This is a genomic window from Prevotella sp. SGI.167 (assembly GCF_050313615.1).
Lineage (GTDB): Bacteria > Bacteroidota > Bacteroidia > Bacteroidales > Bacteroidaceae > Prevotella.
The window spans coordinates 34,879-46,905 of record NZ_JBNPLT010000004.1 but is presented as its reverse complement, the minus strand read 5'-3'; the positions used below and the strand labels follow the sequence as shown (position 1 = coordinate 46,905).

The following is a 12,027-nucleotide window of genomic DNA, read 5'->3' as shown; positions in this document are numbered from 1 at the left end:
GGAAGAAAAATGGTGGATTTTTTGTTGAGATAGGGAAATTTTCCTTTATCATAGGGAAATTCCCCTAAAAACTTCCCTTTTTCCTTTTGAATGGTGTAAAAAATGCTTTATCTTTGCACCAAGTTCTACAGAAGGTGTCTTTTTGATAGATTGATACTTAGTAGCAAAATAGTTTGTTGTATTTTTTAAAAGAAGAAAGGATATAAGACGATGAAAAAGATGAAGAAACTTTTGATGTTGATGGCAGTAGCTGTCACTTCATTCACTTTTACTGCTTGTGACGATGATCCATGGGATGATTCTTGGCATGATGATTATTACTGGTATGATGACTATAATCATGGTGGCTGGGGATGGGACCAGGGGGACTGGAACCAAGGTTCGCTGGGTTCGCAAACCCAATGGTTGCTTGATGAAGCTCAGACTTTGGTAGGTGATTGGTATGGAAATGTCCAGCTTTCGGAGTTGGCATCCGATGGTAATTCCAGAAATAACTACCAGTTTGAAGCTAATATGATATTCTATCAGGACAAGAATAACCGCAACTCGCTTAGTGGAAGCGGCATAGAGATAGATTATGCTACAGACGGAAGTAATGACCAACAGACCTTGAAGTTCTCTTGGTATATTGATAATAATGGAGATATTTACATCAAGTATGCTTCTGGTGCTACTTATGTCATGGATGCCAACGCCAGCCAATACGGTTTCCATTTGGGAGCAGAGCAAGGTAAGAGATATGATACATTCTTTGGTTATATGATAGGTACCGGTATGGCGAAGGGCGATATCATATATATTGATTTGGAACGTAACTCTTCGAATGGTGCTAGGGTTTCCAGAAGCAGTACTTCTACAGGTTCTTCATTTGGTAAGGGAACCGGTCGTACTCCAATTAAGGGAACTGTCAAGGGGTTGCCGAAGAGATAGAAAATTAAGCTTGTTTTTAGTGCTATATATACAACTTTCTCTTGAAAGTTCATTCGTTATTAAAAAGAAACCGCTCCCTCAGTATTCTCGCTGAAGGAGCGGTTTTATTAGTTTATGGATGTAAGGAAAAGCCCCATCTGGTATCTTTTCCTTTAATACTTCTTTACTTCTTACTCATCTTCTTGCCGTTCTTGATTACAATACCCTTGTAAGCTGCGTTAACCTTCTGACCTGCAAGGTTGTAAGCCGGAGCATTGTCCGCTTCAGATGTTGTGATGTTAGAGATGCCGGTAGGATTTGATTTCTTTGAGATAAGAATGTTGTTAGCATCAACTTCATATGTTGTGTTAAACAATTTGAGTTTACCGTAAACAACAACTTCGTCACCCACTTTGATATCGTCGATAGATTCAAACTTTGCACCTTCGAAAGAAAGACCTCCGTATACCATCAGTTCATTTTCTTCCTTCCCATCATCTGAAATGTAGTATGAAAGACTTCCGTAAGTTTCGTTCAAAGTTTCACTTGCTTTGCTGACGATACCTTTTACGTAAACCTTCTCACTCAAGCCTTTACCTGCTTCGATAAGTTCCTTTGCCTTAGCAACGGTATAAGCGGTTTCTGGAGTATTTGTGATGTCTACGATAGTAGGAGCATCTCCAACTTTGTAATATTCAACTTTGGAAACCTGTACTAAACCGTTAGAAGAGCCGCTTGCGCAATCGAATACTATCTTGTAGTAATTGTTTGCTGAAGCCTTTGTTGGTTTGAAAATCATGTCTCCATCTGTCAATTCAGGAGCAGAGATTTCTTCTGTGACATTTTTAAACTCAGCATCTGTAGCTACTTTTAGTGTAATGGAATTAACTTTGTCTTTTGTTAATTTGTCGATTGTTATGAGAACGTTGCTGATAGGCTTGTCAATAGCTGGAGATGTAATGGCTGCTACTGAGGCATTGCCCTTTCTGCCGCATCTAATATACTTCCAGTTGTTCCATTTGTTTGTGTTGAAATTCTCGATGGTCCATGAATCTGTCCCGATAGTTGCAACCCAAGTTTTTGTGTATGCAGAAATCTCTTTACCTGCTGTACCTTCATCTGGGAAAGTCAAAACTTTGTAAGGTTCTGCTGCAAATGTAATGCTTGCTACGAAAGCAAAGATTACTGATAATGAATAGCGTAAATACTTGTTCATAAGCTAATTAATTTAAGTTGTTAATAATAAGTTTTTTCATGTTACCATGATTATGTTGCAAAGATACAAAAAATAATTAGATGTCTTGTTAAGATAGTGTTAAATTGTTGAGCTTGTGGCTATTTTAGTAGATTTTAACGAGAAAAAGATGGAAAAATCAGGCGGCGGTGGATAGAAAGCTACTTTCAAAAACACTCTTCACTCTTCACAAATACACTGTAAACGGCTATTGTACAGTAGTTTAGGTGTGTGAAGAGTGGTAGCCTGCTCTTCACCACTCTTCACCACTTTTCACCCCTCATCTACAGTATCTTATGCTGGTGGAAATTTTGAGTACGTGTGAAGAGTTGTGAAGAGTTGTGAAGAGTGGACTACCACTCTTCACCTCTCGCAACCCCTGTGTTTATCGGGGTTTCAGGCTAATCTGTGAAGAGTGAAGAGTAAAAACGAAAGTAAGGTTTTTCACGAGCTAAACCACGCTTCCTGCAGCCGGAAAGCATATTCCGAATGGCGATGGTAGACCTCCCGAAATTTTTCTCCCGACGCATCACTTTGCGCCCGGCAATGGCAAAAAGTTGCCCCAGTAGAGGGCAATATTGTGCCATAGTCAGGCAAAAAGTGGAATGAGCCTCTTTTCTTGCCCTTACTTAAATCCCCAGATATTCTTTATAGCTTGTACGTCCATTTCTTCAACCTGCTTCTCTATGTCATCAGGCAAATTGCAGAAGAAATCGATGCCTGTTCGCTCCTCCAGGGTCTTGATGTTGACTACATAATTGCCTAACTTGTCGTTCTTGGAATCGAAACTCTTGTTTTCATGTTTAAACCAATAACCGAAGGCACTATAGCCGTAACTCTGAGTTTTTGTATTGAATTCCTTTTTCAGTACTGCAACGAAGAAATATTTTGGCACAGGGATGTAGCCTGGTAACTTTACGTCGCTGGATGCACCGTTCTTCTTCCATCCCAGGAGGTTGCTTTCGCTTCCTACGGCATCAATAGTGCCACCCTTTACGATAAAAAGAGTATCGCTGTCAATCTTTGGAGCCAACTTGCGGAGCTCTTCCTCCATCTTATACCAGGTACCCTTCTGATTGAAGTTGCTATACTGTGGCTGCATGTTGGTCATGAAGAAAGTCTGCTTCTGTTGGGTAAGGTTCAGCTTGCGGTCGGCAGAAGGGCAGATATGTCCATGGTCGAATCCCTGCTTGGTAGGGGTAGGGTCTTCGGTGAAATCGGTGATGCCCCACTGCTCCTGCAGGTCGGTATCCCATGGATACTGACGCTCACCCTGAGCAGGTTTCCATCTATCTACGTTAGATGCCGTGTTTGAGGTGTTGAAAGTATAGCAGCTCCAACGCTGGCTTTTCATGTCGTCATCCCATTCGGTAGAGAAGTTCACCATGCCCGTGGTATTATCCATGTGCACGATGGCGTAGCTAGTTCCGTTGCTCTTGAGCTTTGGGAACTCCAGGCCGTTGATGGCGTTCTTTACCACGGTTGGCATCTTATCTGTTGCCACATTCTTGTTGGTGTTATTCTTATCGGTAGATTCTCCGGTGCTGCCGCCAGTATTTCCACCACCATTGTTTCCTCCGCCGTTATTTTCTTTGTCAGGAAAGTTAAACTGAAGAGTATCATCAGTACCGCAGGCTGAGAAGGTCATCACCGCGATGAGTGAGAGGATAAGTAACTTAGAATGTTTCATTTCTCGTAATTGTTTTAAGTTATAGATTACTTTCTTTATAATAATAGGAGATTACTTTTCAGAGAATAAGAAGTTAAAAAGTGATTTCCTGTATGTATAAGAAGAGAAAAAGTGCATTCCTACGTATATGCAACTACGTTGGAACGCACTTTGTATCTTTCGATAATAATATATCCTTATGAAAAAGGTATATATATTACTTCTTCAACTTACCGTAACGGTTCATGAAGCGGTCTACGCGACCAGCTGTATCAACGAGCTTGCTCTTACCTGTATAGAATGGGTGAGAAGTGCTAGAGATTTCAATCTTTACAACTGGATAAGTTTCGCCCTCGAATTCTACTGTGTCGTTTGTCTTGCATGTAGACTGTGAGAGGAACATATCGCCATTAGACATATCCTTAAATACTACAGGACGATAGTTCTCTGGATGAATACCTTTTTTCATTTTTTCTTTTTTATTTTTATTTGGTTATTAAAAATAGACGTCATGGGGATGCTTTCGCATCATATCGTGTCCCTCATCGGGGCATGCCCATTATAGCCTGTTGACAATTTCAGGATGCAAAATTACACTTTTTTCTTGAATCCACCAAATTTTTCCTCTTCTTTTTAAGAAATATTTTGGAAAAGAGCATAATATGTAGGTTCTAAAGTTATGCCAGGCGATGTTGTCTGTTAGGCGTTCCGGCGGATTTGCAATCCGCAGCCGTAGGCTTTTCATATCCCCAGGTCTTGATGTTGCATTCTCGCTTGAAGCGGATTACAAATCCGCATTAAAGTGGTCGAGCCTTTTTTGTCTGCGGATTTCAAATCCGCAGGAACGCCTAGCGGGCTTGCGTTTCCTCTTGTCGCCTGGCGGGCTTGCGTTTCTCCTGCCAACTATGTTTTCGATGGATAAGAAAAAGAAATCCCCATCGCCTCTGTTTGTGTAGAGGACGATGGGGATCAGTATTTTTTCTAATACATAATATCTACTAGGGGAATTACTTGATAATCGCTGTGCTGCCAAATGTTACAGTGAAGTCATCGATGAGAACATCACCGCCTGGCTTCTTTGCATTCATTATGACGAAGCAGTATGTGCCGTCAGCAGAAATAGTGAGTGTTTGCTCTACTAGTTTCCACTCTGTATTCTTGAGTTCGTTAACGTACTCACCATATATATAATCGCCTACTTTTCCATCTGTAACAGGAACTATACCTGGACGGACAGAAGCGCCTTTCTCTGTTACGGCTTTAACATAGAACTTAACTTTGTATTTGCCAGCCTTGAGAGTCATCTCCTTATAACCTAAGCGCTTGTTCGCACTAGCAGATCCGCCTACTTTTACAGAGTACTTGCCGCTATGAGCGTCTTCGCTCTGAGAAAGGGTAGCATTGCCTGCTGTAGAAGCTGTTTTCCAGTTGGTTGGCTTACCATCTGCCCAAGTCTCGAAGCCGCCATTCTCCCCTGTTGCTACTTCGCCTGGGTTTGGATCTGGTTCTGGGTCTGGCTTAACCTCACCGCCGCCTGTACCTTCACCTTCAATCTTAACGATAGAGCTGGTCTTGTCAACCTCCATGATTTCGTTATTATTCTTATCAACGAACTTCATGATCTTACCCAGGATAGTAACCTTCTGACCCACCTTCAAATCTTCCTTAGAAGCGAAGTCTGCGCCGTTCAGTCCCTTACCAGAGTAAACCTGCATGTCCTTGCTCTTGCCATCGTCTGAGATGTAATAGGTGATGCTCTTGTATTTCTCATTATAGAAAGCAACATCTGAGATGATACCTGTCAGGTAAACCTGTGTAGTAGGCGCTGTGCCAGCCTTGATGGCTGCGATAGCTTCTGCCACGTTGTATGGGTCACTGAGAGAACCCTTACCAGTTGCTGGAGTATCAGGAGTTGTAGTTCCTGCGTTCTCGATAGAGATGATGGTGCTGTTCTTGTCGATTTCATTGACAATAGTGCCATCATTCTTCGTGAATGCCTTGACGATTCCTTTTACTACTACGATCTGACCAACTTTCAAGTCATCCTTGGAAGAGAAGTTTGCACCATCCTTGCCTTTGCCAGAGTATACTTCGATAACATCTGAAGAACCCTCGTCTGCGATGTTATATGACAAACTGCTATAGGTTTCGTTGAAGAAAGTTACGGCTGTAATCTTACCCTTTACGCATACAGCTGTAGAAGGTGCTGTACCTGCCTTGATGAGGGCGATAGCTTCTGCTACAGTATATGGATTGCTTTCAGAACCCTTTTGGTTAGGATCTGTCTCTCCTGGAGTCTCAGGCTGAGTAGGCAGTGTGTAAGGTTCTGGTACATCCTCACAACTGCTGAATGTGAAGGCAGCCATCGCCGCCATCAAAACTGAAAATATATACTTTTTCATATTGTTGTCTTTTTTATTGGTGTTACTATATATAATTAAGGTGTAATTTACTTGATGCTGATGAGCTGGTTGCCCGAGTTGATCTCTGCTACGCCGTTGTAGAGTGTCAGGGCTCCCAAAATAACTACCTTTTTGCCTACAGTGAGAGTACCCTTGGTTTCCTCGGTCCACTTCTCACCACCGATATTGTAGCCACGGAACACCTTCAGTGTCTTGCCTTCTGCTACCTTGCCATCCACAGAGATGGAGTAGGTGGCGTTGCCGTAGGTGCCAGTGTCGATGTCGTTTACCTCGCAGATGATACCAGTGGTATAAACTTTATCTGTTGTAAAGGTACCGGCATTGATGATTTCAAGAGCCTTGGTTACCGTATAAGGATCTTCCAACGTTCCGCTCTTGTCGAGTACAACAGGGGTAAGATCATCTGTGTTGCGGATGATGATCTGCCATACATTATTATATCTGGTGAAGATACCGGTGATGTCGAAAGCACCATCAGGCAGGATGGCATTGGCGAATCTGGCATAACCGGATGTTCTTACTACTACTGTGTTTGAACTGATCCACTGACCTGACTCTGCATCCTTCAGGTTTTGGTTGGTTGTTTCGTCATTAGCTGCCCAAACAGTCTTTCCGTTTGCACTGCTGAACTTCACGCCTTTGATGGTCATCAGCTTGCCTGCATTCTCTTCAAGGTAAGTAGCATCAGTAGCCTTGGTGAGATCAAAAATCTCGGCCTTCACATTGCTGGCATCAGCTTCATCAAGAAGCTTGAAATGCTTCTGCCAGGTAGGGCGGTCCATCTTTCCTACAGATGTAGCCCCCGTCTTCAGGTTGGTATAGATACCGCCAATTTTTGCCTGCTTGCCATAGCCACCGATGTAAAGACCGTTGAGGTCGATGAGAATCTCCTGTCCTACAGGAAGATAACCATGCAGTCCGCCTGCGTTGATATCAACGAGGATAGCCCCCGTTTCGTCTTGAAGAGCAACTTCTTGATAGAGGTTGCCGCTGATGTCATTGCCTGTGATGTAACCTTTGATCATCATCGGCTTATCAATGAGCTTGTAGCCACCACCATTGATGGTAGTCTTATAATCGCTCTTGAGTTGTGCAATGGAAACTACGTTTTTCTCCCTAAGCAGGTTGTTACCGTATGGCGCAGCAGGGATAGTCTCGACCATATCTGGGTCAGCGTAGCTGTCACCCATACATGATGCCAGCATCATTCCCGTCATTGCCATTAGGGCCATTGCTATGAATTTTATCTTTTTCATTGTCATATTGTTTTTAGAATCGGTATCCTATCTGGAACATACCATTGGTACCAAATGCGTAATACTTCTTAGGATTCTTTGAGAACTGATAAATACGAACATTGTTGACCTCTCCGTCTGTGGTGAGCGTATAGCCTGAACGTGAATTCTGTTCGTAGCCACCAGTAACCATCTTCTGGTTGTTGAAGAGGTTGGTAATCATGAGGTTGAAGTTGAGCGAGCCCTTCTTCAATCGGATGCTCTTGCCGATGCTCATATCTACCATCCAACCGCCATGCCCCTTAGCCTGTGCTACAGCTTCTGGCAACCAGCTGTTTCCATCTTCTGTAACTACTGCCGGGAATATCTCTGGATACTTCTGGTGAGCCGACTGACGGTTCTTGAGCACTTTCTCGTAGCGGTAGCTAGGAGAATAAGAGAGGTAGATACGGTCATAGTAGTTGGCATTCACATCGATGAACCATCCGTTCAGATGTGTGCTCAGACCGATGCTTCCCACTGTGAGTGGAGTTCCGCTCTCTCGCATGTCAAGAACGTAAGCCTTGTCGGTATAAACCTCAGCACTCTTAGAGAGCATATAGTTGGCTGTTACATTGTTGATGTTCTTTGCCTCGCTGATAGCTCCCAAGGTCTTGAGGTCGAGCCATGAAGTGAGTTTGAACTTCAAGCCAGCTTCCAAGCCATAGTATTCCTTCTTCAGACCGGTCATACTTACGTATGTAAATGAGTTCTCATCATCGTTGTAGAAGTTCTGCCACTCTGTAACATGTTCCAGACGGCTATAGTAACCGCTTAAGTTGGCATGCAGCCATGCATTGCGATACTGGTAGCTGAATTCTGAGCTGAAGATGCGTTCGTTCTTGAGATTGGTTACGAAATCATTGTTGATTTCTGGTGCAATAAATGCAGTATTAGCCATAGGGGCACGCCATTCGTAGCCAGCGCCAATGCTGAAAGCATGACCTCTGCCTAAGTCTACATTCAGGCTTCCCTTCATACCTCCATCCAGGAAGTTGGCTGTCTCGCTGTTGCCGTAACTGTTGTTGGCTGCCATACCATTGCGCATATATCCATGACGCTTCATGCCTGTATAACCGATACGGCCACTCAACATTGCCTTCATGCGGTAGAATTCGCTGGTATAGGTGCTCCAGAGGTTCGCCTTGTTTACATCGATACGATAGTCGTAACCGAATTTGTCACCCTCATAGACAAGTTTACCAGTGTTGTTTGGACCAGCTGTGTTAAGGTCATACTGTACACGTGGGTCTGTGATAGGATAATCACCGATAGCATAAGAGTTTACGTTGTGGAATATGGTTCCGCCGAGCATATCCTCCATGGTCTGATAATGGCGATTGCTGTTAGTGCCAAGCACGAGACCTGTAGCCAGGCTAGACTTCTTGGTCAACTTGGTGTTCAGGGTTGATGACAAACTTACATTGAGGTTGTCATTATGCTTTGCCTGCAGATAGTACATGGTTTCCTGACCATTCTTAGCAGCCTGCTGGTTAGAATAGTAGAGACGGTCCCAATCAATCTGTCTGTTCGCCTTGCTTGCTGTCCAGTAGTTTACAGCGTTGTTCCAGCTGTCCCAGTTATAAGCATTGTTACCGTTCTTGAAGTCGCCCCATACGTAGAAGTTAGCCGATGGCATGTTCTTCCAATAGTCTGGCTGAGGGTTCTCGGCGTTGTTGTAGTTGAGTTTGGTGCTCTTGTACATCGAGTATTTGCCAAACAGTGAGGTAGTGAGCTTCATCTTGTCATTGATGTCCCAATCCCATGTAGCGATAGCAGAAGGTGCAAAGTCGTTCACTACGCGTGAGTTTCTCTTGTGCCCGTTCTGATAACCCCAGTATGGGTTGTAATAGTAGTCGTTGGCAAGCCAGTAAGCCTCATCTGTAGATGCTCCCTGAGTACTTCTTTCGGTAGGGTTACCCCAGGTAGAGAAGCTCAGTGAGTGACCGTTCATCCATTTCTTCTGTACTCCGAAGAAATAGGAGAGAGCATTGTAGAAGGTTCCCTCTACATATCCACGGTTTGCCCAGCGATAGGTCAATCCGGCAGTGATAGCCCAACCTTTCTCATTGAAACCGCTGGCATAGGTGTATAATCCACGAAGTGTGTAGTTGCGGTTGGCAGCAGCCACGCTGGCATACTGACCTTCCTGCATGCTTCCTGCACGGAAATCGTAGTTGTTTGAACCCGCCATACCTGTCATTGAGTAATTGTTGGCTTCAAAAGGTAAAGAAAAGTCTACATTTCTGGAGAAACGGTTCAAACCACCGATGTTGGAAAATCTGAACTGTCCCGTCTCCATATCGTTCATGGCTGTTCCATTAATATAGACATCATTGTACTTCTGGTTGAAGGCACGATAGCGGAAACGGACGGGCGAGAACAGGTAACCTGCCTTGCTGGCGTAAACGTTGCTGGTTGAATTGAGGATGGTGACATTTGAAGACATGTCATCGTCCTCACCCAACTGTGCCTCTGAGAAGGTAAAAGCATTCTCGTCAAGACCCTGTGCTATGTTTTGCTCTGTTTTTTCATTTTGAGCCATAGCAAGCGTACAGGAAAAGAGTGCTAACGTTGCTAAGTTTACTTTCTTTTGCATAGTTTATCGTTATTAAGAATTAATAATTACTTATAGACGGTACCTTTATAAGGTTCTTGCCTCAAGATAATTATAAATTTGTTTTTAATGCTGCAAAGTAACAAATAATTTTTTGAAAAAGAAAGTCTTTTTAGTTAAAAATGAATGAATTCTGAAAAAATATTCATTTTTATGGGGAAATCTGCGGTTTTTGTACTATCTTTGCCCAACAAAATCGCACAGTTATGTGCTGTGTGCATACTAAAAAGTATATAACTTTAATATAAAAATAGGTGGTATGAGAAAACAAATGCTTTTTTTGGCAGCCTTGCTTTTTATAAGTTTGGGTGCTATTGCCCAGAAGAAATCAAAGGCTTCTAGTGGTAAACAGTTTCAGGTATATGCTGTTGGATTCTACAATCAGGAGAATCTCTTTGATACCTGTCATGATGCGGGTAAGAATGATTATGAATATTTGCCTGCCAAGGGATGGAATGGTATGAAGTATACCAACAAATTGAAGAATATGTCCAGAGCCCTTGCTGATATGGGTACTGATGTGCTGCCTAACGTGGGATGTGCATTTATTGGTCTTGCCGAGGTGGAGAATGCCAACGTCTTGAAAGATCTTACAGCTCAACCTCCTTTGAAGGCTCGCAATATGCAATTCTGTCATGTTGAGGGTCCTGATAAGCGTGGTATTGACTGTGCTTTAATTTATAATCCAGCACTTTTCACTGTCAAGAATGTAAAGTTGGTTCCTTATGTCCAGGAATTGGAAAAGGATTCGGCTTTCATGACTCGCGGATTCCTTACCGTACGTGGTGAAATGGGAGGTGATGATGTGGCTGTCATTGTATGTCACTGGCCTAGCCGTTTCTCTGGACCGTTCTATCGCGAGAGTGGTGCTCGTCAAACGAAAGTTGTGAAAGATTCTCTGCTCCGCCTAAATCCTGGGATGAAGGTCTTTGTGATGGGTGATATGAATGATGATCCTACCAATGAGAGTATGCACAAGGTATTGAAAGCAAAGGCAGAAATCTCTGAGGTTGGTCCTGATGATATGTATAATCCATGGTATAATATCCTGGCTAAGGAGGGTAAGGGTACTTTGTTCTATAATGGCTCCTGGAACCTTTTCGATCAGATTGTGCTTTCGCCTAGTCTTTTGAATAAGGATTCTAAGAACAAGGATTACAGCAGCTTGAAGTATTGGAAGCACCACGTATTCCGCAGAGATTATCTGATTCAGCAGGAAGGACAGTACAAGGGAGCTCCTTTGCGTACCAAAGCGGGTGGCAGATGGCTCAACGGTTACAGTGATCACTTGCCTGTAGTTTTATATTTGGTGAAGGAGAAAAAATAAAATGGTTGAAGAACATCCTTTTGAACCATGGTTACCGGGCAATGCCAAGTTGCTGATGCTCGGTACCTTTCCACCCGCAGAGAAGCGATGGTGCATGCCCTGGTATTATCCTAACTTCCAGAACGACATGTGGAGAATATTCGGACTGATTTACTTCGGAGATAAATTCCATTTCGTAGATGTGGAACATAAGACTTATAGGCTGGATGCCATCAAGGAATTTCTGAAAGAAAAAGGAGTTGCTATCTATGATACCGCCCAACAGGTGGTTCGAACCAAGAATACGGCTTCTGATAAAGACTTGCAAATTGTGCAGCCTTCTGATCTGGATGGTATGCTTGCCAGATTACCCGAATGTAAGGCGGTTCTTACGGCAGGACAGCTTGCCACCAAGGTCTTTTCTGACCATTTTGGCATTCGTTCGCTTCCCAAGATGGGAGAATTTGTTGAGTTTACTGTCGGAACTCGTCAGCTTAGGCTTTACCGCATGCCGTCCAGTTCCAGGGCTTATCCGATGGCGGTGGAGAAAAAGGCTGAGTATTATCGCAAAATGTTTGAAGAAATCTTATAGAAA

9 protein-coding genes are annotated in these 12,027 nt (G+C 43.3%); 3 read left to right on the top strand and 6 right to left on the bottom strand.

Going from position 1 to position 12,027, the window contains the following annotated elements; genetic code table 11:
• Positions 1-210: 210 nt before the first annotated feature.
• Positions 211-930 (top strand): hypothetical protein, encoded by a 720-nt coding sequence (locus ACQRBJ_RS03385; RefSeq protein WP_445302859.1) that lies wholly within the window; start codon positions 211-213, stop codon positions 928-930.
• Positions 931-1,093: 163 nt separating this feature from the next.
• On the opposite strand, the gene ACQRBJ_RS03380 is transcribed toward ACQRBJ_RS03385, so the two are convergent.
• The 6 genes from ACQRBJ_RS03380 to ACQRBJ_RS03355 all read right to left on the bottom strand — a co-directional run bounded on the left by ACQRBJ_RS03380 (position 1,094) and on the right by ACQRBJ_RS03355 (position 10,108).
• On the bottom strand, positions 1,094-2,125 hold the full coding sequence (locus tag ACQRBJ_RS03380; protein ID WP_445302858.1) for a hypothetical protein: 1,032 nt from the start codon (positions 2,123-2,125) through the stop codon (positions 1,094-1,096).
• 643 nt (positions 2,126-2,768) lie between these two features.
• Positions 2,769-3,833 carry a DNA/RNA non-specific endonuclease gene (locus ACQRBJ_RS03375; RefSeq protein ID WP_445302857.1) on the bottom strand — a complete coding sequence of 355 codons (1,065 nt, stop codon included), beginning with the start codon at positions 3,831-3,833 and terminating at the stop codon, positions 2,769-2,771.
• Positions 3,834-4,029: 196 nt separating this feature from the next.
• A complete protein-coding gene (locus ACQRBJ_RS03370; RefSeq protein ID WP_006847266.1) occupies positions 4,030-4,281 on the bottom strand; it encodes a type B 50S ribosomal protein L31 in 252 nt (83 codons plus the stop codon).
• Positions 4,282-4,819: 538 nt separating this feature from the next.
• Positions 4,820-6,214, bottom strand: coding sequence for a carbohydrate binding domain-containing protein (locus ACQRBJ_RS03365; protein ID WP_295346143.1), 1,395 nt, complete (start codon positions 6,212-6,214; stop codon positions 4,820-4,822).
• Between the two features lie 47 nt (positions 6,215-6,261).
• On the bottom strand, positions 6,262-7,491 hold the full coding sequence (locus ACQRBJ_RS03360; protein ID WP_445302856.1) for a DUF5689 domain-containing protein: 1,230 nt from the start codon (positions 7,489-7,491) through the stop codon (positions 6,262-6,264).
• A gap of 13 nt (positions 7,492-7,504) precedes the next feature.
• Positions 7,505-10,108 carry a TonB-dependent receptor gene (locus ACQRBJ_RS03355; RefSeq protein WP_445302855.1) on the bottom strand — a complete coding sequence of 868 codons (2,604 nt, stop codon included), beginning with the start codon at positions 10,106-10,108 and terminating at the stop codon, positions 7,505-7,507.
• 277 nt (positions 10,109-10,385) lie between these two features.
• On the opposite strand from ACQRBJ_RS03355, the gene ACQRBJ_RS03350 reads away from it, so the two are divergent.
• Entirely contained in the window at positions 10,386-11,453 is a 1,068-nt protein-coding gene (locus tag ACQRBJ_RS03350) for an endonuclease/exonuclease/phosphatase family protein (protein ID WP_295346147.1), read from the top strand.
• Between the two features lies 1 nt (position 11,454).
• On the top strand, positions 11,455-12,024 hold the full coding sequence (locus tag ACQRBJ_RS03345) for a uracil-DNA glycosylase family protein (RefSeq protein ID WP_445302854.1): 570 nt from the start codon (positions 11,455-11,457) through the stop codon (positions 12,022-12,024).
• The last annotated feature ends 3 nt before the right edge of the window (positions 12,025-12,027 follow it).

Coding starts and splice junctions, on each gene's coding strand:
- ACQRBJ_RS03385 (WP_445302859.1), top strand. CDS start 211: ATGAAAAAGATGAAGAAACTTTTGATGTTGATGGCAGTAGCTGTCACT.
- ACQRBJ_RS03380 (WP_445302858.1), bottom strand. CDS start 2,125: ATGAACAAGTATTTACGCTATTCATTATCAGTAATCTTTGCTTTCGTA.
- ACQRBJ_RS03375 (WP_445302857.1), bottom strand. CDS start 3,833: ATGAAACATTCTAAGTTACTTATCCTCTCACTCATCGCGGTGATGACC.
- ACQRBJ_RS03370 (WP_006847266.1), bottom strand. CDS start 4,281: ATGAAAAAAGGTATTCATCCAGAGAACTATCGTCCTGTAGTATTTAAG.
- ACQRBJ_RS03365 (WP_295346143.1), bottom strand. CDS start 6,214: ATGAAAAAGTATATATTTTCAGTTTTGATGGCGGCGATGGCTGCCTTC.
- ACQRBJ_RS03360 (WP_445302856.1), bottom strand. CDS start 7,491: ATGAAAAAGATAAAATTCATAGCAATGGCCCTAATGGCAATGACGGGA.
- ACQRBJ_RS03355 (WP_445302855.1), bottom strand. CDS start 10,108: ATGCAAAAGAAAGTAAACTTAGCAACGTTAGCACTCTTTTCCTGTACG.
- ACQRBJ_RS03350 (WP_295346147.1), top strand. CDS start 10,386: ATGAGAAAACAAATGCTTTTTTTGGCAGCCTTGCTTTTTATAAGTTTG.
- ACQRBJ_RS03345 (WP_445302854.1), top strand. CDS start 11,455: ATGGTTGAAGAACATCCTTTTGAACCATGGTTACCGGGCAATGCCAAG.